The 23,539-nt window shown below is 67.1% G+C and carries 25 protein-coding genes, 1 other RNA gene and 1 pseudogene; 13 read left to right on the top strand and 14 right to left on the bottom strand.

Annotated elements, in window-relative coordinates:
* Positions 1–668 (bottom strand): RNB domain-containing ribonuclease (locus tag ON39_RS10520; RefSeq protein WP_157195436.1); only part of this gene is annotated, 668 nt, incomplete at its 3' end.
* Between the two features lie 16 nt (positions 669–684).
* Positions 685–1,017, bottom strand: coding sequence for a hypothetical protein (locus ON39_RS10515; protein WP_040733269.1), 333 nt, complete (start codon positions 1,015–1,017; stop codon positions 685–687).
* A gap of 427 nt (positions 1,018–1,444) precedes the next feature.
* On the opposite strand from ON39_RS10515, the gene ON39_RS10510 reads away from it, so the two are divergent.
* Complete coding sequence (locus tag ON39_RS10510) at positions 1,445–1,822, top strand: hypothetical protein (RefSeq protein WP_040733268.1); 378 nt, start codon at positions 1,445–1,447, stop codon at positions 1,820–1,822.
* Positions 1,823–2,303: 481 nt separating this feature from the next.
* Here ON39_RS10510 and ON39_RS10505 read toward each other — a convergent pair.
* From ON39_RS10505 to rnpB, 3 genes and pseudogenes are all read right to left on the bottom strand, one after another.
* Positions 2,304–3,068, bottom strand: a pseudogene (locus ON39_RS10505) (slipin family protein); the annotation flags it as partial.
* Positions 3,069–3,185: 117 nt separating this feature from the next.
* Positions 3,186–3,626: a hypothetical protein gene (locus ON39_RS10500; RefSeq protein ID WP_040733267.1), complete on the bottom strand. Its 441-nt coding sequence runs from the start codon at positions 3,624–3,626 to the stop codon at positions 3,186–3,188.
* 180 nt (positions 3,627–3,806) lie between these two features.
* An RNA gene (gene rnpB / locus ON39_RS45785) (RNase P RNA component class A) lies at positions 3,807–4,217 on the bottom strand.
* Between the two features lie 75 nt (positions 4,218–4,292).
* Between rnpB and ON39_RS10495 the strand changes: the two genes are divergently transcribed.
* Positions 4,293–5,180 (top strand): alpha/beta hydrolase, encoded by an 888-nt coding sequence (locus ON39_RS10495; RefSeq protein WP_040733266.1) that lies wholly within the window; start codon positions 4,293–4,295, stop codon positions 5,178–5,180.
* A 134-nt stretch (positions 5,181–5,314) separates the two neighbouring features.
* Complete coding sequence (locus ON39_RS10490) at positions 5,315–5,833, top strand: TrmH family RNA methyltransferase (RefSeq protein ID WP_040733265.1); 519 nt, start codon at positions 5,315–5,317, stop codon at positions 5,831–5,833.
* 13 nt (positions 5,834–5,846) lie between these two features.
* Here the strand turns inward: ON39_RS10490 and ON39_RS10485 are convergent, their stop codons facing one another.
* Positions 5,847–6,473, bottom strand: coding sequence for a TetR/AcrR family transcriptional regulator (locus ON39_RS10485; protein WP_040733264.1), 627 nt, complete (start codon positions 6,471–6,473; stop codon positions 5,847–5,849).
* 40 nt (positions 6,474–6,513) lie between these two features.
* Between ON39_RS10485 and ON39_RS10480 the strand changes: the two genes are divergently transcribed.
* Together ON39_RS10480 and ON39_RS10475 are read left to right on the top strand one after the other, a co-directional pair.
* On the top strand, positions 6,514–7,218 hold the full coding sequence (locus ON39_RS10480) for a DUF4386 family protein (protein ID WP_040733263.1): 705 nt from the start codon (positions 6,514–6,516) through the stop codon (positions 7,216–7,218).
* Between the two features lie 78 nt (positions 7,219–7,296).
* The gene (locus ON39_RS10475) at positions 7,297–7,581 is read left to right on the top strand and encodes a hypothetical protein (RefSeq protein ID WP_040733262.1); all 285 of its coding nucleotides are present in this window, start codon (positions 7,297–7,299) and stop codon (positions 7,579–7,581) included.
* Between the two features lie 53 nt (positions 7,582–7,634).
* Here the strand turns inward: ON39_RS10475 and ON39_RS10470 are convergent, their stop codons facing one another.
* The 5 genes from ON39_RS10470 to ON39_RS10450 form a co-directional block, all read right to left on the bottom strand.
* Positions 7,635–9,056, bottom strand: a complete 1,422-nt coding sequence (locus tag ON39_RS10470; protein ID WP_063713332.1) for a tetratricopeptide repeat protein — start codon at positions 9,054–9,056, stop codon at positions 7,635–7,637.
* A 135-nt stretch (positions 9,057–9,191) separates the two neighbouring features.
* Entirely contained in the window at positions 9,192–9,974 is a 783-nt protein-coding gene (locus ON39_RS10465) for an FHA domain-containing protein (protein ID WP_040733259.1), read from the bottom strand.
* A gap of 68 nt (positions 9,975–10,042) precedes the next feature.
* Entirely contained in the window at positions 10,043–11,812 is a 1,770-nt protein-coding gene (locus ON39_RS10460; protein ID WP_040733258.1) for a serine/threonine-protein kinase, read from the bottom strand.
* 112 nt (positions 11,813–11,924) lie between these two features.
* Positions 11,925–12,158, bottom strand: coding sequence for a hypothetical protein (locus tag ON39_RS10455; protein ID WP_040733257.1), 234 nt, complete (start codon positions 12,156–12,158; stop codon positions 11,925–11,927).
* A 188-nt stretch (positions 12,159–12,346) separates the two neighbouring features.
* Entirely contained in the window at positions 12,347–12,934 is a 588-nt protein-coding gene (locus tag ON39_RS10450; RefSeq protein ID WP_040733256.1) for a TetR/AcrR family transcriptional regulator, read from the bottom strand.
* A 187-nt stretch (positions 12,935–13,121) separates the two neighbouring features.
* On the opposite strand from ON39_RS10450, the gene ON39_RS10445 reads away from it, so the two are divergent.
* From ON39_RS10445 to ON39_RS10435, 3 genes are all read left to right on the top strand, one after another.
* Positions 13,122–13,988 (top strand): aldo/keto reductase, encoded by an 867-nt coding sequence (locus ON39_RS10445; protein ID WP_246002983.1) that lies wholly within the window; start codon positions 13,122–13,124, stop codon positions 13,986–13,988.
* Entirely contained in the window at positions 13,985–14,995 is a 1,011-nt protein-coding gene (locus ON39_RS10440) for an NADPH:quinone reductase (protein WP_040733254.1), read from the top strand. The genes ON39_RS10445 and ON39_RS10440 overlap by 4 nt, the downstream gene beginning before the upstream one ends.
* Before the next feature lie 1,037 nt (positions 14,996–16,032).
* Positions 16,033–17,079: a TIGR03621 family F420-dependent LLM class oxidoreductase gene (locus ON39_RS10435; protein ID WP_051186489.1), complete on the top strand. Its 1,047-nt coding sequence runs from the start codon at positions 16,033–16,035 to the stop codon at positions 17,077–17,079.
* Positions 17,080–17,234: 155 nt separating this feature from the next.
* Here the strand turns inward: ON39_RS10435 and ON39_RS10430 are convergent, their stop codons facing one another.
* Positions 17,235–17,606, bottom strand: coding sequence for a hypothetical protein (locus ON39_RS10430; protein ID WP_040733253.1), 372 nt, complete (start codon positions 17,604–17,606; stop codon positions 17,235–17,237).
* A gap of 351 nt (positions 17,607–17,957) precedes the next feature.
* On the opposite strand from ON39_RS10430, the gene ON39_RS10425 reads away from it, so the two are divergent.
* A complete protein-coding gene (locus ON39_RS10425) occupies positions 17,958–18,263 on the top strand; it encodes a hypothetical protein (RefSeq protein WP_040733252.1) in 306 nt (101 codons plus the stop codon).
* Between the two features lie 421 nt (positions 18,264–18,684).
* Here the strand turns inward: ON39_RS10425 and ON39_RS45780 are convergent, their stop codons facing one another.
* Positions 18,685–19,305 carry a DUF4360 domain-containing protein gene (locus tag ON39_RS45780; RefSeq protein ID WP_051186488.1) on the bottom strand — a complete coding sequence of 207 codons (621 nt, stop codon included), beginning with the start codon at positions 19,303–19,305 and terminating at the stop codon, positions 18,685–18,687.
* Positions 19,306–19,750: 445 nt separating this feature from the next.
* On the opposite strand from ON39_RS45780, the gene ON39_RS10415 reads away from it, so the two are divergent.
* The 3 genes from ON39_RS10415 (at position 19,751) to ON39_RS10405 (ending at position 21,859) form a co-directional block, all read left to right on the top strand.
* On the top strand, positions 19,751–20,680 hold the full coding sequence (locus ON39_RS10415) for a S41 family peptidase (protein ID WP_040733251.1): 930 nt from the start codon (positions 19,751–19,753) through the stop codon (positions 20,678–20,680).
* 315 nt (positions 20,681–20,995) lie between these two features.
* Complete coding sequence (locus ON39_RS10410) at positions 20,996–21,352, top strand: DUF8817 family protein (RefSeq protein WP_040733250.1); 357 nt, start codon at positions 20,996–20,998, stop codon at positions 21,350–21,352.
* A 237-nt stretch (positions 21,353–21,589) separates the two neighbouring features.
* Positions 21,590–21,859: a hypothetical protein gene (locus ON39_RS10405; RefSeq protein WP_051186487.1), complete on the top strand. Its 270-nt coding sequence runs from the start codon at positions 21,590–21,592 to the stop codon at positions 21,857–21,859.
* A gap of 333 nt (positions 21,860–22,192) precedes the next feature.
* On the opposite strand, the gene ON39_RS50505 is transcribed toward ON39_RS10405, so the two are convergent.
* A complete protein-coding gene (locus ON39_RS50505; protein WP_246003265.1) occupies positions 22,193–22,420 on the bottom strand; it encodes a hypothetical protein in 228 nt (75 codons plus the stop codon).
* A gap of 568 nt (positions 22,421–22,988) precedes the next feature.
* On the opposite strand from ON39_RS50505, the gene ON39_RS10395 reads away from it, so the two are divergent.
* Complete coding sequence (locus ON39_RS10395) at positions 22,989–23,459, top strand: hypothetical protein (RefSeq protein WP_040733247.1); 471 nt, start codon at positions 22,989–22,991, stop codon at positions 23,457–23,459.
* Positions 23,460–23,539 lie beyond the last annotated feature (80 nt).

Below are 23,539 nucleotides of genomic sequence, written 5' to 3'. Positions count from 1 at the left end.
CAGTGCCCGTCCGCGTGGTCGTCGCGCACGATGCTCTGCGCGGGCAGCCGCAGCCCGATCGCCCCACGCCGCAACCCGGCCTCGATGCGCCGCGCGCCGAACTCCGGCAGCGCCGCGATCGAGGGGTGCAGGCGGCCCGCGTCGGCGTCGGCCTGCACGGTGGTGTAGTCGAGCCGGGCGCGCGAGCGCACCAGCGCGCGCCGCACCGAGAAACGTTGCGGCTCAGCGTTTTCGTCGAGCTCGATGGTCCAGAGCGCGGCGGGCCTGGTCTGCTCGGGCAGCAGGCTCGCGGTGCCCTCCGAGAGCACCGGCGGGTGCAGCGGCACGGTGCCGTCGGGGAGGTAGAAGGTTTGCCCGCGGGCGCTCGACTCCTTCGCGAGCGCGCCGTGCGGGTCGATCACGGCGCCGACGTCGGCGATGGCGTAGTGCAGGAGGAAGCCGGTGCGGGTGCGTTCGAGATGGAGAGCCTGGTCCAGATCCATGGCCCCCGGCGGGTCGATCGTCACGAACGGGATGTCGGTGCGATCGGCCCGGTCGCCCGCGAACGCGTCGGACGCGTCGCGGGCTCGGGCGACTGCCTCGGCGGGATACGCCGAGGCCAGGCCGAACTCGGATCGAATGGCGCCGAAATCTACCGGCGCCGAGACGATCCGCTGATGCAATTCCACGCTGAGAGCGCCAGACCTACTGCAGCGCCAGCATGGTGCCGTTCAACGAGTCGAACGGTCCGTACACGGTGAACGTGACATGTCCGCCCGGGACCGCGGCCGACACCGCGGCCGCCGCGTCCAACGCTTCACCGAACGAAGCCGCCGAAGGATGGGGCAGACCCGAGAGGGTCTGTCCGAAACGGTTCTGGGCGACCCAGACCGTGTCGGCCGGGCTGAGGTCGACCTGCACCCCACCCGGCAGCGGCGTCACCGCTACGGCGCCGGCGGAACCGGCGCCCATCATGGCGAAAACCGAAGCAGCCCCGGCGATCAACGCGCCGGCGACCAGTGAGCGAACAATCCGCATAGAGTTGAGACCTGCTTTCCCGCATTCGAAGTGTGAAGGGCTCGTTGCGGCCACGCAACGGGCCGTGCCAACGCGACTACTTTATGACGTCGATCACGGTCCGGCTAGTTACCGGCGCATACGCCCGGCGAGTTCGCCGCGCGGGCACCCTCGCGACGTGGCTGCTAACCTGGCCGCCGTAGCGGGGGTCACATTTCGCCCGCACATTCGGACATGTCCTGTACGTCGACGATTGGGAGTTCCACAGCTATGTCATCGCTTCTCTTCGACTACCTGGCGCCGTTGATCGGCGCGGACCAGGCGGCGTATTGGGCCCAGGTCTTCGTCGTCGCGCCGCTCTGACCCACAAGCCTTCTGCCCCAACCTGTCGCCTCCCGTTCACCGGACGGGAGGCGACTTTCGTCCCGGACCGCTAGCATCCCGCTCCGTGATCAGAACTACCGCCGCTCTCGCGGCCAGCGCTACCCTCTGTGCCCTGCTGCTCACCGGCTGCGGGGACGACAAGGCCTCCAGTGCCGCCCCCTCCTCGGCATCCGCCACGCAGTCGAGCGGCGACGCGCAAGTCGTCGACAACGTGAAGGCCGGCGCGTTCGTCGTCAGCTTCCGCGGCGCGTTCCCGAAGCTGGCCGACGGCAAGGACGATGCGAAGATCGCGACCATCCTCAGCGACACCTGCAAGGAGATCAAGGCGAACAAGTCCGAGGACGATATCGTCAAGAGCATCGTCAAGCGCTCGTCCGGCAAGACCGAGGCCACCCCCGAGGAGGCCAGGGCCGTTTACCAGATGGCCAAGATGATGTGCTGAGCTGTCACCGCTTCAGCCACGGCAGATAGTCGGGCAGATATTTCAGCAGATAGCCGATGGTGATCATGCTGACGACGGCGATGACGGGAATGAGCACGGACATCGGTCCGGTCCTTACGTTGGGCTACCGGTGCGGGTCGTCCGGCGCCGCCGAAAACGGCGGCGGCGGTACCTGTATCGGTATACGCCGCCGGTGTTACGTGCGTGTACCGTTCTCGGTCACCGTCGGCGATTCTTGCGGCGAATCGAGTTCGCGCTGGGCGGGGCTCGCGGGTATCGCCGCGGGCTCCCCGGCGGCCGAAATCTCGAACGTGGAGGGCTTTTCGGTGACCGCCGCAGGCTTGTCGGCTGCCGCCGTGGACTTTTCGGTGATCGCCGCGCGCTCATCCGCTGCCGCCATGGACTTTTCGGTGAAGGCCGCGCGCTCATCCGCTGCCGCCGTGGACCTATCGGCGACCGCCGCGTGCTCATCGGACTTCTCCGGCGTCCGCGACTGCGGCGTCGCCCGCTCGAGGAAGCGCAGCAACTCCACCGGAAACGGCAACACCAACGTCGAATTCTTCTCCGCCGCAACCTGAACGACGGTCTCCAGTAGCCGAAGCTGCAGCGCGGCGGGCGACTCCGACATCTGCGCGCCCGCCTGGGCCAGCATCTGCGAGGCCTGCAACTCACCCTCGGCGGAGATCACCCTGGCTCGGCGCTCGCGCTCCGCCTCGGCCTGCCGCGACATGGAGCGTTTCAGCGAATCCGGCAGCGCCACATCCTTGATCTCCACCCGATCGATGTGCACACCCCAGCCGAGCGCCGGGCTGTCGATCATGATCTCCAGGCCCTTGTTCAACTCCTCACGATTGGACAGCAGCGCGTCCAGATCGCTCTTGCCGATGATGGAACGCAAAGAGGTCTGCGCCACCTGCCCGACGGCGAACAGATAGTTCTGCACCTCGACCACCGCGAGCACCGGGTCGATCACCCGGAAGTAGACGACCGCGTCCACCCGCACCGTCACGTTGTCGCGCGTGATGCCCTCCTGCGCGGGCACCGGCATGGTGACGATCTGCGTCGACACCTTGCGCATCCGGTCGATGAACGGAACCAGCATGCGCAGCCCGGGATCTCGCGTCCCGACCACCCGCCCGAACCGGAAGATCAGCGCCTTCTCGTACTGCGCGACCACCCGCGCGCTCGCGGCGGTGAGCACGCCGCCCAATCCCACTATGCCGACGACAATGGCGAGAATGTCCATCTCTGGCCCCGAATCGCGCCCGCTGGCAACAGATGCGGGCGCCTGGGCGCTCCGGCCCCGCGGCTACCTCCATCATGGCACCGCGGGACGCGCTCCGGGCGAAGATCAGTCCGCGCGCTAGGCGACGGCCATTCGCCGCACGGCCGTGCCGTGGTCGAGGCTCTTCTGGTTGTCGCCGGAGACCAGCGTGCCGAAGATCCGCACCGTTTCCCCCGCCGCCGGCGTGAACGGTTCGGCGTCGGGGATCTTCGCGGCGGTGACGGAGACGCTCTGGCGCTCCGCGTTGCACGTCGCCTTGGTCGTCGCGCCGATCGTCTGCTGCGCGCCTTCCGCCAGGCCCCGGACGAACACCTGCAGCGTCACCGGCTTGTCCGTCGCCTCGCAGACGTAGGTCACCGACACCGTCACGCCGTCGCCCGTCAACTCTGCGGCGGTGATGTCGATCTTCGTCGTCGGCGCCGCGGGCGGGGTGGTGGTCGGCTCGGCGCCGCCCGCACCGGCACAGGCCACGGTGGCCAGTGCGGTCGCGGAAACGACGAGCCCCGCGCGGCGCAGCATGGTGTGAACGTTGATGACGTACTCCTAGCGATCGATCCTGCGACGGCCCGATTCGGGCACGAAACCTCGACCGACAATGTACTGGCATCCAGCCCGCCCCGGTGACCCCAAACAGTCGGTCACAGAGCAGATCTCAACCGTTAACCCACAGTTCGCCCGGCGACCACCGAACTCGAAAGGCGGACGAGTTGGCCTGTAAGCCGGATCCTGTCCCCGGTTCGCACGGGGGCGACCATCCATCTGGACACACCGTCACCGGGTGCCTCGAGCGGTCCACCCGCAGGCTCGGGCGAGCAGCCCTCGAACACCTGCGCAGCCGCACCGCGAACGGTGCGACCTTCGACCTTGCTCCGGGCGGGGTTTACCTAGCCGCCCCGGTCACCCGGGGCGCTGGTGCGCTCTTACCGCACCGTTTCACCCTCACCACACGACCGAAGGCCGTGGGCGGTCTGTTTTCTGTGGCACTGTCCCGCGGGTCACCCCGGGTTGCCGTTAGCAACCGCCCTGCTCTGTGGAGTCCGGACTTTCCTCGGCCCCGGGCTGCGGCACACGCGTGCCCGTTCCCGATGCCGCGGTCGCCCGGCCAACTCGTCCGCCGTGCCAGCGTACTGTCATCGCCTACTCCGCCACGGTGCGGGGGCCGCCGACGCAGTACGGTTGGGTGCCATGGAACGTGTCGAGGTCGGCTTCCCGTCCGGAAGCGAGCAGTGCGCCGCCTGGCTCTACCGTCCGGATGGTGCGCCCAAGCCCCGTCCGCTCGTCATCATGGGGCACGGCCTCGGCGCGAACAGGGAGATGGGACTCGACCGTTACGCACGGCGTTTCGCCGCGGCGGGCATGGCGGTCCTGGTGTTCGACTATCGGCATTTCGGCGCGAGCCAGGGCGAGCCGCGTCAGGTGATCCGCATCGGCCGCCAGCGCGAGGACTGGCAGTCGGCCATCGCCTACGCGCGCACCATCCGCGGCATCGACGCGACCCGAATCGCATTGTGGGGCACCTCGTTCAGCGGTGGACACGTGCTCGCGGTGGCGCCGCACGACGACTACCTGGCCGCGGTGGTCGCGCAGGTTCCGTTCACCAGCGGCTGGTCCTGCGCGATGGCCAAGGGGCCGATCAGCATGACCAAGGTGACCGCGATCGCCGCCACCGATCTGCTCATCGGCCCGCTGCGGCGCAAGCCCGTCGGAATCCGGCTGGCCGGGCGCAAGCGGGCGGCGGCGCTGATGAGCGCGGCCGACGTGCCGGAGGGCAACGGCAGGCTGGCCGAGGAGAGCGAGCACTACAAGCCGAAGGTGGCCGCGCGCGTGGCCTTTTCGGCGCTGTTCGACTCGCCGGGCAAGCGCGCCAAGGCTTTGAAGATGCCGGTGCTCTACGCGCTGTGCGAGGACGACTCGGTCACCCCGATCAAGTCGGCGTTGCGCGCGGCCGAGCGCACCAAGCACGCGGTCGTGAAGCGTTACCAGGCAGGGCATTTCGACATCTACTTCGACGACGTGTTCGAGAAGGCGGTGTACGACCAGACGGAGTTCCTGGTGTCGGTCCTGCGGCCGTGAACGACTCCGGCGCGGCCGGTGCCGTATCGTAGGGTGCAGCTCCATTCCTGTCGTCGTCGATGGCTCGATGCGCCGCGAAGCATCCTCGCTATGAAATCCCTTCTGCCCCACGGGAAGGCCATTCCCGTCCGCCGGTGACCGCCGCGCGGGTCAAGTCCCGCCCCGACCTGCGCCGGGAACGCAGGCAGCGCGCGCACGGCTGCTGGAATCACCTGATCATCGCCCCGCTGTGGCCCAAGCACGGCGTCAACCTCGGCACCATGCTGCGCACCTGCGACGCCGTCGGCGCCTGCATGGCGGTACCGCGCAAGCCATGGATCCCCGACGCCCTCGCCCACGGCAACACCCTGCGCAAACCCCAATGCGTGCACTGGATCAACGGCCGCGTCGACCGCTGGCTGGCGCGTCAGCGCGCCGGCGGCTCCGCCATCGTCGGCGTGGAACTCACCGACGAATCCATCCGCCTCGCCGACCTCCCCACCGCCCGCCGCCGCACCGTCATCGTCCTGGGCCACGAATCCACCGGCATCCCGCCGGAAGGTCTGGCCCTACTCGACGTCGCCGTCGAGATCCCCATGGTAGGCACCGGCCACAGCCTCAACGTAGCCGTAGCCGGCTCCCTGGTCCTCTACAAACTCGCCGGCCTTTGCTGAGAAGGTCTATCGCTCAGGCTGTTTCGGTGAGTAGTTCGCGGGTCAGTGTGTCCGCCCACCACTTTTCGACTCGGGCGGGGGGCCAGCGGCGTTCGACGGTGAGTTCGGTGTAGACGTCTATGTTGCAGATCGCGGCGTAGATGTCGAGGGCGGTCGGGAGGTCGTGGCGCAGGGCGCCGGGGGGCCAGGCGGTGAAGACCTGGCGGTGAGCGTCGTCGGCGCGGGCGCGGGCGTCGCGATAGGACTGTGCGAGTTCGGGTTCGGTGCGGCCCGCCTCGCGCACCAGGACGATCACCTCCCCCGCGCGCTCGAACAACCGGCGGGCGTAGGCGGCCATGGCGGCGAGTTGGGCGGCCGGTTCCGGCGCGTCCTCTAGTTCGGCGAGCAGGCGCGAGAGATCGGCGGACAGGTCGGCGGCGTCGGCGAGCGCCCAGGTGAGCCCGTTCTTGTTGCCGTAGGCGGCGTAGACGGTCGGCACCGAGACGCCGGCCTCGCGGGCCACGTCGCGCACCGTGGTCGCGGCCCAGCCCTTCGTGACGAAGAGGCGGCGAGCAGCGCTGGCGATCTCGGCGCTGGTCTGCTGCGCCTGCGCGGTGCGGCGCAGCGAGTCGTAGCGGCGGCGGGCTGGTTCCTCGGTCACAAGGGTTCCTCTTTCATTTTTCGCTACTTATATTCAATATATGACTATAAAGACAGAGCGCGTCGGCGCCTGGCCGTTCTCCCGCATCGGTGGCTTGGCCGGACTCGGGTTCGCCTTGATCATCGTCGGCGCGAACCTGATCCTCCTACCCGCGGACATGCCCCTCATCGGCGCGGGCGTCGACGAGGTCGTCACCTTCTTCACCACGAAAGCCGTTCCCGCCCAGTTGTCCTCGGCGTGCACGCCGGCGGCGTGGCTGTGCGTGGTCGTGTTCGGCGCGGCCGCCGTCGCCACCATCTGGCCGCGCGAGCGCGCCGCGGGCTCCGCGTGGTCACTGGTCGGCTTCGCCGGGCTGCTCCTGCAAACCGCCACCTTCGTCGGCGTCGTCGCCATCCGCCTGGCCCTCAGCGCCACCTCCGACCACACCCCCGCGGCCACCGCCGGCCTCTGGGCGATGCACAACGCCCTGTTCACGCTCAACGGCGTGTTCCTCGCGACCGCCATGCTCGGCCTGTCCGTCGGCGGCCTGCGCACCGCGCTCATCCCCCGCTGGCATGCCGTTCTCGGAATAGTCGCGGCCGCAGCGCAATTCGTCTCCGCCAGCATCACCCCCATGGTCATCGATCACGAGGGGCCGCTGGGCCTGATCAGTTTCGTCAGCTGGCTGCTGTGGGTGGTCTGGCTCGTCGCGTACGGCATCGCCCTCATGCGCCTGCGGCCCGAGCGTCAGCCGCTCGTGGCCTGAACCCCGGACCTTCTGTGCCGCAGTCATTCTCAGAGCGCCGGTAGATTGCGGGGAAGGACGAATTCTGGGGAGGAACCGATGATCGATCCGTTGAGTTTGGAAGCTGGACGCGCCCGCCTGCTCGACCGGCTGCGTGAGCTGCGCCGCGACGTCACCGAGCTGTCGGCGGCGTACGGTGCGCTACAGACCTCCGGCCTGCTCATCGACACCGAAGGCATCGGCGCGCTCACCACCCCCGCCTACTGTGTGGCGGGCGCCCGGGAGGTCTTCGAGGAGGCGTCGATCGAGCTCGACGCCGCCGCCGACGCGCTCGACCGGGCGGGCATGTACACGACGCGGCTGCGCCCGGTCGTCCTCGACTGAGTCGTGAGCGCCCGTGATTCCGCATACCGTCGGCTCGAGCGGGCCGTTCGCGGCTACGGCGTGATCAGCGACTGGAACGCGGCACGCACGTCGGCATCGCCGGAGCTCACGTAAACCTTCGAGGGAGGGCCGAAATCGTGGTGGCCGTAGAAGGTGTACTCCAGAACTTCCGGACAGCTGGCCCCGCCGATCTCCACGCGGGTGTCTGCGATGAGCCGCCCCGTTCTCACCTCGAATATCCGCAGCGGGACAGCCTTTTTCTGGAACGTGACGTCGGTGTAGGCCATCGACTCGCCGATATGCGGTATCCCGGCTTTGTTTTCGTACGTGCACGTCGCGACCGGTGCGCCGAACTCCGTCGATCCCATGCACATCACCACGGCGGCGTCGGCGGCGTCGCCGGCGGTCCAGTCGGGCGGAAAGAGCCCGGCTATCTCGTCATTGCCGTACAGCAGAGCGTGATTGAGCCCGGGGCCGTAGGGCGCGGCTCCGCTGTACGGGGCCGGCTCGGTGCAGTAGCGCGGTTGACTACCCCGTACCGGAGTGCGCAGCAGATCCCGTACCTTCGCCAGTTCGATTGCCCGCGTGGCCTTCTCGACTCCCTGCCGGGCCCGCTCGGTCAGCGGATGGCCCGGGTATCCATCGAGCACCTGCTGGTAACGCGATCTCGCCTGCGGCCAATCCTGGGCCGTCATGAGTTGATCGCCGCAGTCGACCAGCGCCGTGGGCGCTATCCGCGCGACGATCTCGGTCAGGTGGTTCAGCGCGGCCGCGCGCGGCTGTTGGCTGAGCCAGTCGGTGATCGCCGAGGTCCGGCAGGGGTCGGCGGTGGGCAGCCGGTCCGAGAACCGGTGCAGGACATGGTCGGCCATGGTCTCGTGACCGGGTAGTCCGGTACGCACGGTGGACATGCGGTCGACGCCGAGGCTCAATGCCTGGATATCGCCGGCCAGCGCGCCATCCAGATCCTGCTCCGCCTCGCGCAGCAGACGACAGGCGCGTTCGGTGTGATCGCCGCGCGCGGCGAGCGGTGCGTCGGCGACGGTGTCCCCCAACCATCTTCGGTCCAGCACCGACTGCGCTCCGCCGCAGTCACCTCGATGCCGGGCCGCATCGATGTCGCGTCCGATGTGCACGGCTTCGAAGCGAAGCAGGCCGAGCGCCAGCAGGACCGGAATCAAGACGCCGAGGGCCGTCACGCGCTGCCGCGCGACTCGACCGCGGCCGAGCGTCTGTCGTGCCCGCACCAAAATCCAGCTGTGCACGACCAATAGCGCCCACCACACCACGACGACTATCTCGAACCACGTCGTGCGCGCGACGGTGGCGAGGGTGACGACGAGCGAAATCGTAAGCAGGCCTGTCACTGCCGCGAGCCGCCGACGGCCCAGCATCACATACCCCACGCCTAGCAGTGAGGCATTGCCGAGGACGACGGCCAGAGGGTCGCGATGTGCGCGTGTTCGTTGCTCCATGACCGGTGACACCTTCTGGGCGAGTGATGGATTCGCCGGTCAGTGTGCGCGGACAGTCGCGGGAGGGGTCCCGCGCGGACCGGACCTGAATTGCCCTCCGCAGCAGCGCATTCGGGTCCGGAGCGTGAAACAGTCTCAGTTGTCCGGGTCGTCGAGCAGGCGCAGATCGGCCGGCACGAGAGTGGTGCTGTCCATCAGTTCACGAATCAGATTGTGGTTCAGGGTATTGCCGATCGGCTCGCCCACCTCCTCGCGGGTGAGTCCGGGCACGCCCTCGTTGGACAGCCGCGTACGCACCTTCTCGACGATGCGCTCGACCCGCTTGGCGTTCCAGCCGGAGTCGGGTTGCAGATCATCGAGGTGCACGGCCGCCTGACGCCACGCCATCGGCTGAGGGTAGGGCTCCTGCAACAGATATCGCTGGGCCAGCACCACGAGGATCAGCCGTTCCGTCGGCGACAGCCAGTAGGTGCGGGGCTGCGCGGTGGGGTCGGCGGGGTGCACCGGCACCGGATTCTCCTCCGGGCCCGCCACATACAGCTCCAGCACGTGAATCCGGCTGCCGGAGCCCGGAATGAACAGCGGCGTGTAACCGGTCTCCAGCGGTATCGGTTCCTCGCCCGCGAACAGCAGGCGCGAACCGGGGAACCGGACCGGCGTGCGCCCGAGGGTGCTGACCCACCAGCGTCGCCGGTGCCGGACCAGCACGCCGTGGCAGCGGCTGACCTTGCGGTCATCACCCCCGAGACACACGTCCACCTCGGGTTTGTTGCGCCCGAAACGGATTCGCCGCCCCTCTGTCGGGTTCGCGATCACCCCTCCGGTCACCGCGAGCGCGAACAGGGTGCCCGGCGCGGCCGCCGAGACTCCGCGCGCCAGGCTGCCGTGGTCCGCCCGGAGTCGTTCGAACTCGTTCATCGCATCCACCCTCGGTCCCCGAATTCCACGGTAAGCGAGCGGGATCGGGACCGGTCCCGCACGAGGCGTCACTCGGGCGCGGGCAGCTTCTGGGCGACGAAGGTCGCCATGGTGGTGGCGAGATCACAACGCTCCTGCGGTGATTGCGGCCCGGTGAGTATTACCAAGACGAGCTCGACGACCGACTCGGACGCCGCGGTCACATACGGGCGGTGGACGACTCGGACCACACATGTGTTGTTGCCGTCGCCATCCGGTGTGATGAAAGCCTGTCTGCCCGCGAGCGTCACCGGCCTGCCGTCGGCGGCGTGCAATGGCGGGTTGCGGTCGAACCGCACGACAAGCGACCCCTTGATGATCGTGCTGTGCCATCGGCACTCCCAGTCGCCGAAGCCGGCCTCGGGCGTATCGGCCGCGACGCCCGGGTAGCCCGACAGCTCGGCGCGTTCGATCAGCGCACACGCGTCCAGGCGAGCCAGCGAGTTCGGCGGCGGCGGTTCAGGTCGCCGCGGCAGTGGTCCGCGCGACGCCACGTCGACGACGGTGGCGGTCGCGACGTCGGCGATGCCGCACAGATCAGGCCGGACGTCGCCGATGTCGCGGACATCTACCTCGACGCTGTACTGGCCGGGCAGAAGCACTGTGCGTCCGCAGCTTTCGGCCTCCGGCGGCAACCGGACGATCCCGATTCCGCCGGTCCGTTCGATCGGCGCCGTCGGCGGCTGCGGCTGCTTCGCCAACTCGATCACGACATCGACCTTCCCTCCGTAGGGCCGCAGCAGAATGTCGCATCGGTTGAAATTGCCGTCCTCCGGGTGCTGTTCGGCGCTGCCGTGGAACCGCTCGAAGGCCTTCGGATCGGTGAGCGCGCAGGGGTCTGCCGTCCGCGGGTCACCGACGATCGATGCGGAGGCCGTCGGACCTCGACCGGACGGCGAATCGACTGCGCGCCAAACGAAGACACCGGCCGCGACGAGAACCGCGACACCGACGAGCAATCCGCCGATCACACGGCCCGAAATCCGCTGTCTTACAACGCTCGGCCGGTCGGCGACCTCCTCGAGCATCGCCCGCGCACCGGCGGCGCTAGGCCGCTTCGCCGCATCCGTGCGCAGCATCGCCGACAAGGCCGGCGCGAGCGGGCCCGCTCGGCGCGGCGACGCGACCTGACGATTCGCCGTGCGCCGCATGAGCTCCATCGGCTTGCCCGCATCCCCGAACGGTGAGTGCCCCTCGACCGCGGCGAACAAGGTTGCGCCGAGCGAGAATACATCCGACGCCGCCGTCGGTTCGGTCCCGTGGGCGACCTCGGGCGCGAGATAGCCGAGGGTGCCGGCGAACGACCCGGTTCCGGTGACCGTCGTGTCGGCGAACACGGCGCGCGAGATCCCGAAGTCCCCCAGCTTCGGCCGATCCTCGCCGGTGACAAAGACATTGCTCGGCTTGATGTCCCGATGTAACACACCGGCGGCGTGCACCGCCTCCAGCGCATCGGCCAGCCGCGCGCCGATGGCCGCCGCCCGTCCGGGTGCGAGCACGCCGAGTTCGTGCAGGCTCTGCCCGGGGACGTACTCCATGACCAGCCACCACTCGCCGTCCTCGGTGACGAGATCGAAAACCGTGACTATGCCGGGGTGATTCAGCTTGGCCAGCAGCGCGGCCTCCCGCCGCACCCGCCGAATCCCCTTCCCGTCCGCCCCGCCGGTCGGCAACGCGTACTTGAGCGCGACCGCGCGGTCGAGCTCGATATCGGTGGCCCGCCAGACATCGCCGTGCGCGCCGGTGCCGATCCGCTCCTCCAGCCGGTAGCGCCCCGCAATCCACTGACCGACGCGCATCCATCCTCCCGACCGACACGATTCGGGAGAAAACTCTATGCTTCTCGCTGGTCATGCGAGGCGAAACCGGGCCTTGGGAGCGCCTTTTCGACCGACACCACGGCGCGGTAGGTCAGGTGTGCCGCGTACCGCCCACCACCGCGTAGTACCACGCCTCCGGCCGGGCGCCCGAGTCATAGCACCGGTCCGTCGCCGAACCCAGGTTCTCCGCGGTGATCCGATCGATCTCACAGTCCTGCCGAGAATCGAAGGGTCCCACAATGTGTGGCTTCGCCGCCGCGGGCCCGGCCGCCCCCAGCATCAGTGCGGCGATGACCGCGGCCGCTCCGGCCAATCGTATGAACATCTCTGCCTCCCTGTCGCTTTCCCGATCACCCTCGGTGGTGGGCGACCCGTCAGCACGGTGACACGGACCTCGCGGGACCCCTCCCGCCCGCAATCTCGCTACGCCGCAGCAGGATCGGTGTCCGACCGGTGAGTAGTTCCTGGCGGCAGCCGGCTCGGTCTCTACGGATCGGCGTCAACTCGCGGACGTCATCGTGCCCGGAGGCCGTCGAGGATAAGGGAGACGACCGCCGCGGAGTCGGCTTCGGTCTCGGCGGAGCGCCATTCCGCAGCGTGGGTCGGGTCGTGGAAGCGGCTCGTCGCGTTCAGTACGGCTTGTGCGATCACTTCCGGCTCGCCGGCGGTGAAGTCGCCGGTGGCGACACCGTCGATGATGATGTCGCGGACCTGGGCGAGCAGGAAGCCGACATGGCCGGCGGCCACGGTGCTGTGCTCGGCAGCCAGCGCTCGGAAGGTGGCGAACAACTCCGGGTCCTGCCTGGCCTTCGCCCATTTGATGGCGAACATACTGGTGAGCAGTGTTCGCAAGCGCTCGGCCGGGGGCAGTGCGGAGTTCTGCGCCGCAGCAGCGAGTTCGTGGCGCACCTGGTCGAGCCAGCGCCGGATCACGGCCTCGCGGAGCGCGGCCTTGGACGCGAAGTGCCGGTACACGCTGCCATGGCTCACGCCCAGCTGCCGTGCGACGTCGAGCACCGTCGTCTTGTCCGGACCGTGACGACGCAGGATCTCCTCGGTGGCCGACACAATCGTCTCCGCGTCGAGGGGCTCTCCGCGCATCTGGCCTCCTTTCTGCTGGTCGGCCTCGTGAACCTATGTCGCGACCGAGTCAACGGTCAAACCTCGTCATCCGACTGACAACTATTGAAATCTGTCAGCGCAACTCTATAAGGTATCGACATCGCAGCCCCACCGACCGAGGAGACTCGTCATCAACACCTCCACCGCTTCCATCGCCGGCCGCTCCGTGTCCCGAATCGGTTACGGCGCAGCCCAATTGCCGCGGCTGCACGACCGCCCCGACGCGGCCGTTGCCCTGCTCCGGCGCGCCGTCGAGCTGGGCGTGAACCACGTCGACACCGCCGAGTTCTACGGCTTCGGCTTCGCCAATACCGTGATCCGCCAGGCCCTGCGTCCCGAGGACGACGTCCTGGTCATCACCAAGGTCGGTGCCGACCCCAATCCGGGCGGGCCGGTGCCGCTGCGGATCGCGCAGCGGCCCGAACAGCTGCGGGCCAGCGTGGAGGACAACCTGCGCAGTCTCGGCGTCGACCAGCTCCCCGTGGTCAACCTCCGACGCCTGGACACCGGCCCCGGCCTGCGTCCCGTGGGCGACCAAGTGGTCGACATCGACGACCAGCTGGCGACCATGACCGCCCTGCGCGACGAGGGCAAGATCGGCGCGATCGGCTTGAGCAGCGTCACCCTCGAGGTCCTGCTCCGTGCCCTGCCGGCCGGCATCGTCTGTGTGCAGAACGCGTACAGTCTCGTCTCCCGGGACGACGAGGACACGCTGCGGCTGTGCACGTCCGAGGGCATCGCGTGGGTGCCGTTCTTCCCACTCGGCGGAGAATTCCCGAACTTGCCCAAGGTCACCGACGAACCGGCCGTGCACGCCGTGGCCGAGTCCCTGGACGTGACCCCGGCCCAGGTCGGGCTGGCCTGGTTGCTGCACCACGCGCCGAATATCCTGCTCATTCCCGGCACCGGCGACCCCGCGCATCTGCAGGCCAACATCGCGGCCGGCGAGATCGCCTTCGACCGGGACACGCTGGCCACTCTCGACGCCGTCGAATCCCGTTCCAGCAACGTCGCGATCGGCCCGGCGTCGTGAGGGCCGTCGTCTACCGCGACAACGGCGGTCCCGACGTGCTCCACCTGGTCGACCGCGAACCGCCGGTGCCCGCTCCCGGGGAGGTCCGCGTCCGGGTGGCCGTGTCCGGGGTCAACCCCACCGACTGGCAGGCCCGCGCCGGCCAAGCCATGGCGTTTCCGGAGATCACGCCGCACCTGGACGGCGCAGGCGTGATCGATGCCGTCGGCGCGGGGGTCGATCGGAGTCGGGTCGGCCAGCGGGTATGGCTGTTCATGGCCGCCGCGGGACGGCCCACCGGCACCGCCGCGGAGTTCACCGTCGTGCCGGCCGAGCAGGCCGTGCCGCTGCCGGACGAAGCCGATTTCGACCTCGGCGCCGCCCTCGGCGTTCCCGCGCTCACCGCGCACCGCGCACTCACCGTCGCCGAAGACGGACCGCGCAGGCTTGGGCCCGGCGCACTGGCGGACAAGGTGGTACTCGCCGCGGGCGGGGCCGGGGCGGTCGGGCACGCGGTGATCCAGCTCGCCCGCTGGGCCGGCGCCACCGTGATCAGCACGGTCAGCAGCTCAGCGAAGGCCCGGCTGGCCACGGCCGCCGGCGCCCACCACGTGATCGACTACCGCGCGGGTGACCCGGCCGCCGAGATCCGCGCGATCGCCCCGGAAGGCGTCGACATCGTCGCCGAAGTGGCGCTCGGCGCGAACCTCGCCCTCGACCTGGCCGTGCTGCGGCCGCGCGGCACGATCTCGACCTACGCCAACGACGGTGGTCGCCCGGTCGAATTGAACGTGGGGCAGCACATGGTGCGCAACACCCGCATGCAGTTCCTCGTGCTCTACACCGCAGGCCCCGATGTCCGCGCCGCGGCCGTCGCGGATGTCGCCGCCGCGGTCCGCGACGGCGCCCTGCCGGTCGGCGAGGAACACGGCCTGCCCCTGATCCGGTTTCCGCTCGACCGCACCGCGGATGCCCACCGAGCCGTCGAGGGCCGCATGGTCGGCAAAGTGCTGGTCGACATTCGGTAGCGGGCACCTGGCGCGCTGTGGCATTCTCACCACGCCTCTTCACATTGACGCGCGCCTTCGGCAGTCAGTCCGTCAGAAAGCGAAGCGCGCTTTCCGGTATGGATAGACGGGGAGCACGTCGGGAGTCGAGCGTGGATGCGCGACAAGCGTTTTCGCAACGCCCCGGGGAATGCCGAAAGATCAATGGGCCGAGTTCATCTCGTGCATCAATGCGTTGGCCTCCCTGCACCATTGGCGGAGGCCGCGTGTTGGTACCGATGCTCGTTGCGCTACCCAGCGTCTTCCCCGAACCAGGCTTCGGGCACCCGCGTGTACAGATCGTTCGGGTGTTCGGTTGCCGGATAGCGGCCCATAGTCACGTAGACATCGCCGTCCCGGGTGGGGACTATCAGGTGTTCGAATTGGTCCAGCTCGGTTTCGCACCATCGTCGGAGAAGTCTGAGGAATCGGCGGTGCTCAGAGTTTGTCATTCGGGTGTCGTCGGTGCCTACCATAGAGACAGACTAGATGCGTCACTCCAGATAGGTTGTGCCCCAAGGCTTTCCCGAGTAGCGATGCTGTGACACACCTTTGTCATCGCCATGCGCGATGCAGCGGACGGCCTGCGCGAGGCCCAAGATCGTGTCCCACCACTATGCGCTACGACCACGCTCACACCGACCTGGACCGATCCCAACTACATCCTCGTCGCCTACACCGCCATCTCGGGGTCGAATCCATGTGGCGGTCGCTGTTCCATCCGTGCAGCCCACCGCCGAGGGCGATCGGTCAATTCACGATGCCAGAAGAACGAACCGCCGATCTGGTGAACCGAGCCAGTCGATGGGCATGAGAGTTCACGGATTCCGGCTTCGACCACCTCGGAGTCCGGCGGCGGAACAATCGGTGGGCAGCGGTTCCCGCGTAGGTGACGGCGCGCCAGTCGATCTCGCACCGAGCTGGGCAGCATCTTGGGTTGTCCACGGTAGCGATGCCAGAACATCCGCACCGAATCGCAAGACCGGCCGGCCACATCGCGTCCCGTCGAACATCTGCACATGCCGTTGACCGCGCTGGTTGAACCGGCCAGGGCGCCGCGGTGGAAGATCAACCGGGAGTGGCGATCCGGGGGCTGGCAGCACATCACGCAAGGTACATGCAAGATCGACGCAAGCGTCGACAGCGCCGGTGTGAGTAGCGTCGACGGAGTGAAAGATGATCGAAAAAATATGGCACCCCGGCCATTTCGGTTCTCTGTCGGCTTCGGCGGCGCTGATTCGCGTACCGAGTGGCAGAAGAAGGCACAACAGGCCGAAAGCCTGGGCTACGACGTGATCACGGTGCCCGACCATCTGGGCATGATTTCGCCGTTCCCCGCATTGATCACGATGGCGGAGGCGACCAATCGCGTGCACGTCGGCACCATGGTGCTGGACGGGGCCTTCTACCGGTCCGCCTGGCTGGCCCGCGATGTCGCGAGCGTGGCGCAACTGACCGACGGGCGGTTCGAGTTAGGGCTCGGTGCCGGACCGGATTTCGCGAAACCCGAGTTCGAGGCCCTGGGACTGCCGTTCCCCAGCGCGCGGCAGCGCATCGAGCACCTGCGCGAGCTCATCATCGAGACCAAGGCGCTGTTCGCAGGCGATCACCAACCGCCGGTGCATCACCGCATTCCGCTACTGGTGGCCGGAAGTGGTGACCGCCTCCTGCAGGTAGCCGCCGCACACGCCGACACCATATCGCTGGCCGGGATACCCGTCGATGCCGATATCGACTCCGACGCGATCGGCGACGCCGCGCTCGCCCGCCGCTCCCAGTTCGTCCGTGACGCTGCCGGAACACGTTGTGCCGAAATCGAATTGGGGCTGACGGTGCAGGCGGTAGAGGTCGAGGGACACGACGCGGTCGATCTGACACTCGCCCGCATGTTCCAGCCCACCTTCTCCGATGCGCAACTGCGCCACCTGCCCGGGTTCCTCCACGGGTCGGCCCACGGCATCGCCGACACCCTGCGGCGTTACCGCGACGAATACTCCGTCAGCCATTTCTCAGTCAACGAGACACAGATGACAGCGCTGGCGAAGGTGATCGAAGACCTTCGGTGAACGCCGCGACACGGCGCCGGTCGCACTGACCGAACAAGCCAGCGGGAGCGCCGGAAGATCAACGCCCCGAGCCGATCCGAGGCCAGCGAAACATCCTCTCCTGCCGACGAGCGGATATGGCTGATCCGCCTCTGAACGTGTGCATGGCCCTCATGTCAGCAGCTTGGGACGGCGGCCGTGCCCACGTATAGAACGTACAGATACCCTGCCGCCATCACGAGGATCCCGGCGTTGGTCAGCAGGAATGACAAAAGGCTGATGCGGCGGCGATTTGTCCATAGATAGATCAGCAGGAGCAATCCGACCGTGAGCATGATTATCGAGCCCGTAGTCTGAATGCCCTGAAGTAGAGAGTAATCCCGGTCTCGCTGTCCGGAGCTGCCGTGCGCGCCGATATCACAGTAATCGCCGTTAGCCGGAGTGATCACGTATCCGGCGATGGCGATCGCAGGTCCGATGAAGATCGAGCTGACGATGTAGATCACCGCAAACAACCTTGGCCGGTTCTCGAGCACGATGTCAGACACTAACCGACCGTTGTGGCGACAGCGGTTGTCATGCGGAGATTCTGTGTCCGATAACATCCTCAACTGCCGCGACCCGGGCGTTCGGAACCGCCCGCGGGCTCGGCCGGGCGACTGCGCGCTCCATCGAGCCAACGGAAACTGGTGGTGCGAGGCTCCCATTCCCTGCCACCGTTTCCGCTGGCGCTCGCCCTGCGGACCTGGCAACGCACACTACTGCCGCTGCGCGCGTGCGAGCTTGTGACAGAGGCTGTCGGTTGTATCAAGAGGCTCTGCGCCAGAAGAGATTTCATATCGCGGCACGGCCGCACCGTGGGACACTGACGGTCCAGCGCAACAGAGGGAGAGACCATCGTGACCGATGACGCCGTGCAGTCCGCCGAGAACACCGAAGCCGCTGAGGCACAGCAGATCCCGATCACCATACAACCTCCGGAACTACCGTCGGCCGCCGTCGAGGCCCGCGACCAGCTCTTGGCCGCCATCGCCGCCGAGGCTCAGGCGATCACCGCCAAGCAATCGGGCAAGGGCGCTGAGGCGTTGGAAGCACTCGCCCGCGCCTACGTACAGGTAACAGCTGCACCGGCCGTCTCCGTCGCCCCGCTGACGGCGACTCGGCAAGCGGGCGCCCTCCTCATAAAGCAAACTATTCCCGTCTGACCGTCGCTTACCCGCTGGTGACATCTGGTGAAGCACGTGTCTGGTTCGCCGAATGGCGGTGTCGACTCCAACGTTCTATAGCCGCTGCGCGGTCGGTTGCGTAGATTTGCTGGCAGGCAGTCGATCACGTGGACGTCCTCCTCTGCCGCTTATCTGGCGATATCGGCTGCGCCACAGAACGTCCGCAACTGCCGATTTCCGTGCGTTCGATCGAGGCCGAAGTCGTGGGTGCGGCTGCCAGGAGGATGGCCCGTGCCAGTGTGGAGCGCAGGTAGGTAGCACGCGGGCAAAACTCGGGCGCCGCTCGACGCGATCCGGTCGAGGGCGACGGTGCTGGGGCATAGCAAGCTTGCGACATCTTCGCCAGCGCAGGAGGCCCTGATTCGAGGTGCGGGCAGGATGTAGTGGGTAAGGGTCAACCTCACTGACACTTCTTCCAGGAGATGCGGAGGAGGCTGCGGTCCATCTTGACCCAACTTCTCGACCGGCCAGGGTCGAAGGACCGGCTGTCTAGCCACAGGTCGGTGGTGAGGACGAGGTCGAGCTTCTGGTCGCACCGCAGTTGTCGGACCGACCCCTCCAATACACCGCCGGTCGCTTCCCATCGGTAGTCTGCCCGTTCGATGAAATTGCGCTGGAGACGTAGGGGGGACAGGCCTTGGAAGGAAAACGCCGCTTCTAGACCGCCGCGGGCGCCGTCGGCCAGCACCGCGACGCCTTCGATTTCGGCCTCGTCGATGCCGTAGGTGAAGCCCGGTGGGACGTTGACCCTCAGACGCAGCTCGCAGGTCGTGCGGGAGGGGCCAATGTCCTTGCCTTCCTCGGCGCCGAGGTCACGGTAGTCGACGGTGAAAGCCGTGTTGTCCGGCCTGACGGCCGCGACGACCGAGTCGGTCTGACAACCCGAACCCTTGACCGAAATTATGTCGATATCGACCTTCTCCGACGGCCGTGGGTCGGCGCCAGCTGATGGAGCCGTCACGATAACGGCCGCAGACACGACACTCACAAGCACCACACCGCCGAACCGGTTGATCGGCATCCCACCTCCTGAACGCTGATGACCGCTGACATCGGGCCACCGGCCCCGCCGCACCCGATTCACACTGATAGGTCATTCGTTCCGGCTACCGTGTACGGATTGGTTTCGAACAGAAGCAGAACAGAAGCAGTTGGGGAACGGTTGAATATGTCACCGGTGACACACTGGCAGCCAAACCGAATGCCCGACTCGGCGATTCGGCATCGCCCGTAGGGCATCGAGATCAAACGAATGCCCCCTCATGCCGCTGAGCGCTCGATGCTTTGGAGGAGCTGTGTCCCGTACTGCACAGAATTGAAGAACTCGACTTCTCGGAGTGTTTCGACTTTATCGCCCGAATTGACGCCGAACGATCACGGGCTCAGCCGTCGGCGACGATGTCCGCATATCGGTTGCGGCAGAAAACGTTTGACGCCCTCGTCGTGGCAGTGCTCTACTCCACGCCATGACGACTCCGACGAAACTCGAGCCTGCCCCTGTCATCGACGAGACAGCGCGGCTGCTCACCGAACACTACATATTTCCTGAGATAGCCGACCAACTCGCCGGCCTACTACACCGGCGCCTCGCCGAGGGCGCTTATGCCGTCGACGAGGCCGCCGAACTTGCCCGCCTGGTCACTGCGGACTTGCAGTCGGTCAACGGCGACAGACACCTGCGACTGAAGCACCACGCCGAACCGGCGGCCCCCGAGCCGGGCGCGGCGACCCTGAACTCCATCCGCCGAGACTTCGATATCTCGCTGGGCGGTGCGCCGCGGGTGGAATTGCTCGACGGCGGGGTCGCCGTAGTGGAACTGGCGCCGATGCTGTTTCCGCTGGACTGGGCCGCCGAACCCCTGGGTGCCGCGCTCACCCTGGCCTCGCGCGCCCAGGCACTGATCATCGATCTTCGCAAAAACCTGGGCGGCGACCCGGATACCGTCGCCTTCGTCTGCAGTTACCTCCTGGATGAGCGCACCCACCTCAACACCATGCACTGGCGCCGCGGCGAGCGCAGTGAGCAGGCCTGGAGTCTTCCGCATGTTCCCGGCGCGCGTTTCGGTGGCAGCAAGCCGTTGTACGTGTTGTCCAGTGCCAGCACCTTCTCCGCGGCTGAGGAGCTGACCTACGACCTGCAACAACTCGGCCGCGCCGTAATCGTCGGCGAGCCCACCCGCGGCGGCGCACATCCATGTCTGGGCTGGACCGTGCACCCCCACCTGGAAGCCACAGTCCCTACCGGCCGTGCCATCAACCCCGTCTCCGGCACGAACTGGGAGGGCCTCGGCGTCCAGCCCGATGTCCCTTGTGCTGCCGCAGAGTCCCTCGATCAGGCGTACTCACTGGCTCGCGCCCGTCTGACAGAGGAATCCGACAAGAGCCCGTCCGCATAGCTCGGAACGAAGATACCTGACCATTCTGCCGCCACGCGGGTGTTGGTCGGCCGCACAGGCCGGTTGGCTGGCACGGCTCCCAACGCGCGCTAATGCCGATGAGCGAGCATTCTCGCTGAGGCGCGCATTTGGAATGTGATCTTGTGGCGCAACACATCTCACGATCGGTACGGAATTCCGTTCACCGCACGGCCCGCCTCTGCAGGCCCTACCGTGAACGTGCAGAGCTTCCCCTTACCACCGAGAGGAACCGCTAATAGCCAGCACCCTACCCAAGTTCAGCGATCTTGAGCCAAAGTCAGGTAAGGTGACGGAATGGTCATGCGGGTGGCGGTTCCCGTGCTGCCGTGCCGAGATGTGCAGGCAGCGCGGTCGTACTTCACGGACGTGCTCGGATTCGACACCATATTCACCTGGGAGACCCCACCTAGCTACGCGGCCGTGATCCGCGACACCGCCGAGTTCCACCTATACGCCGAAAGCAGCGTCGGCCCGGCCAGGGTGGTGATTGTCGTCGACGACGTCGATTCCTGCCACGACGAGCTGCGCGCCCGCGGCGCCGACATCGTCGAGCCAATGGCTGACCGGCCCTACGGGATGCGCGACTTCAACGTACGGACACCCGATGGGCACTTTTTGATCTTTAGCCAGCCGCTTACTGAGTACGGGTGACCATCAGCGGACCAGCCGGAAGAATGGCCGGACCTCGTCGACGAACAATGCCCGGCTTGACGCTGAAGCCGTAACCGGGAAGCGATGGGCAGACCCCCAGAACCGGCTGGCTTAGTGCGCAGATTTTCGCCGTTCACACGACGAAACCGCAGCTTGACAGCCAGCACCCTACCCAAGATCAGCGATCTTGAGCCAAGTCAGGTTACCTGCCGTTTTTGTTGCGGCGCGGCCGATTTCGTGCAGGGCGGGTTCATCAGCGAAGCCGAACGCGTAGCCGAACTCCTCGCCCACGTCGTGACCCGCGCCGTCGAACTCCGCGTCACCCAGGTCGAACACGTCCTACACCAGCTCATCGAGCGCGGCGCGGTCCGCGCCGATATCGACAACCGCACCATCGCCACCATGGTCTTCGGCGCGTTCCTGCGCGGCGACGCCGCCGCCGCGCGCGCCAGCCTGCCCGAACAGCTCACCACCATCCTCTGGCCCGCCCTCACCACCCGCCCCTGACCGCGCCGCAGTGTGCGTCGAGCACCCATCGAGTCCGAGGAGATTCTGTTAGGACCTTGTCCGTCTTGCCCTCCAGGCACGTAGTCGTGCCTGGACTGGACTTCGAGCCCCGCCGACGCAAATAAGCCCGCTGCCTCGGCCCGCCGGCTTCAGTGCGCACGCCTGCCAGGTCGCGTCCTACCACGCACTCTCTTGCCGCATGGCGCGGTGGGAGCCGGCCAGCGCGGTCCTGCTGAAGACCAACACCCGAGCGAACTGAGCCGGGCCATTGCGCAGTCAGGCCGAGGTTGGTGCGTTGGTGCCGCGTGAGGCGGCGGTCTTAGCCCGGTCCGGCTATTGCGGCACGAGTTCCGCGGGGACTCGTAACTCCTCGCGTGCGTACAACGCCGGGATCTCGGCGGTACCCCAGTTTTCGGTCCCGTGGACTCCGAACGTTGCGGCGTCGATACGGCCGTCACGGAATCCAATCCACGCTTCGCCGCCACTGAGGAAGTCGGAGGCCTGGAGATCCTCGGAATGTTCGAGGGTGTTCTGGCCCAGAATCTCGGAATCGATGCGCACCCAGCGGCCTCGAGTTTCGTCCCAGTACTCGGTGATCCAGTGATCGAGGCCCTGGCCGGGCTGGAAGTAGGTGGCGAAACCGCACCCGCGAGGGGATGCCCCGATTGCGCAGCAGCGCACAACTGAGTACCGCGAAGTGACGACACGTGCCGATGACCCGTCGAGAGGGTTCGCGGGCGACATCGAGTGGCATCGGGTCCAACGCCAGCAATGCCTCGAGCAAACGGCTCGCGGGTCGGATCTGATTCTCCCCGAACCGTTCTGCCGACAGCTTCAGGGCATGGGCATCGTGTGGCTGGATAACCAAGCCGGAGATCAAGCAACAGATCTCGATGACCTCGGGGGGGCACTGATCGCAACACGGCCGGGGCGATCCCGCCGAGCTCTGTCAGTGGCCCGGCGGTGCCGTAGTCGAGCATCTCGTCAATGCCTGGAATCGTGAGCACCGCAGCCCAGTACGCCGCTTGATCGGGGCTGCTGGAGCTGTGGTTTCACTATCTATAGCTGTACGAAGATGCCGCTGGGTGCGCGTAGGTCAGATATCAATGCGTTTGGCTACCATGCCGTAATGCTGTTGTCATCGAATCTCTGGACGCGCGTTTTCTCCGGGCTCGGTGCCTGTGTCGCTGTATTTCTGGCGTTGTTCTACGCGTTCGCATTGCTGGTCGAAGGCATGCCCGACGAGGACGTCTCAGCGGGCAGTTACGCCCTGCACGTCACTAAACTGTTGGTTGCGGGTATGGCGGGTGCGGCATTGTTCGCCGGTGCTGTGAGCGGGTGGAAGTGGGCGATCCTCAGCGGCTGCACGTTGTTCTTCGTCGACTTCGCGCTCTGGCTCGTCTGGTACTCAGGGGTTTTCAGGATGGCGACTTACGAGCACCCCGAGCCGGGCCCGGTCGCGCAACCACCGTCGTTCTGGTTGATTCTGATAACCGTCTGGGGTGTGTTTCCCGGTCTGCTGGCGGTGCTCGCGGCTCGACGGCGCGGCACGAACAACACTGCCGACCGCGGATCCCGGCCTAGTCCGGACAATCGGTAATCCCGCGCCAGGGCGATTCGGAGAGACCAACAGAACTCGCCGGGGGAGTACCACTTCACCAGGTTGAACGGCCGGGCAAC

It is taken from the genome of Nocardia tenerifensis NBRC 101015, assembly GCF_000308715.1.
Taxonomy (GTDB): Bacteria; Actinomycetota; Actinomycetes; order Mycobacteriales; family Mycobacteriaceae; genus Nocardia; species Nocardia tenerifensis.
Note: the sequence above shows the minus strand (reverse complement) of the source record. Positions and strands in the feature narration are given on the sequence as shown.

Coding starts and splice junctions, on each gene's coding strand:
- ON39_RS45780 (WP_051186488.1), bottom strand. CDS start 19,305: ATGCCGATCAACCGGTTCGGCGGTGTGGTGCTTGTGAGTGTCGTGTCT.
- ON39_RS10435 (WP_051186489.1), top strand. CDS start 16,033: ATGCCGTTGACCGCGCTGGTTGAACCGGCCAGGGCGCCGCGGTGGAAG.
- ON39_RS10500 (WP_040733267.1), bottom strand. CDS start 3,626: ATGCTGCGCCGCGCGGGGCTCGTCGTTTCCGCGACCGCACTGGCCACC.
- ON39_RS10470 (WP_063713332.1), bottom strand. CDS start 9,056: ATGGAGCAACGAACACGCGCACATCGCGACCCTCTGGCCGTCGTCCTC.
- ON39_RS10465 (WP_040733259.1), bottom strand. CDS start 9,974: ATGAACGAGTTCGAACGACTCCGGGCGGACCACGGCAGCCTGGCGCGC.
- ON39_RS10460 (WP_040733258.1), bottom strand. CDS start 11,812: ATGCGCGTCGGTCAGTGGATTGCGGGGCGCTACCGGCTGGAGGAGCGG.
- ON39_RS10480 (WP_040733263.1), top strand. CDS start 6,514: ATGACTATAAAGACAGAGCGCGTCGGCGCCTGGCCGTTCTCCCGCATC.
- ON39_RS10455 (WP_040733257.1), bottom strand. CDS start 12,158: ATGTTCATACGATTGGCCGGAGCGGCCGCGGTCATCGCCGCACTGATG.
- ON39_RS10395 (WP_040733247.1), top strand. CDS start 22,989: ATGCTGTTGTCATCGAATCTCTGGACGCGCGTTTTCTCCGGGCTCGGT.
- ON39_RS10475 (WP_040733262.1), top strand. CDS start 7,297: ATGATCGATCCGTTGAGTTTGGAAGCTGGACGCGCCCGCCTGCTCGAC.
- ON39_RS10410 (WP_040733250.1), top strand. CDS start 20,996: ATGGTCATGCGGGTGGCGGTTCCCGTGCTGCCGTGCCGAGATGTGCAG.
- ON39_RS10495 (WP_040733266.1), top strand. CDS start 4,293: ATGGAACGTGTCGAGGTCGGCTTCCCGTCCGGAAGCGAGCAGTGCGCC.
- ON39_RS10415 (WP_040733251.1), top strand. CDS start 19,751: ATGACGACTCCGACGAAACTCGAGCCTGCCCCTGTCATCGACGAGACA.
- ON39_RS10450 (WP_040733256.1), bottom strand. CDS start 12,934: ATGCGCGGAGAGCCCCTCGACGCGGAGACGATTGTGTCGGCCACCGAG.
- ON39_RS10515 (WP_040733269.1), bottom strand. CDS start 1,017: ATGCGGATTGTTCGCTCACTGGTCGCCGGCGCGTTGATCGCCGGGGCT.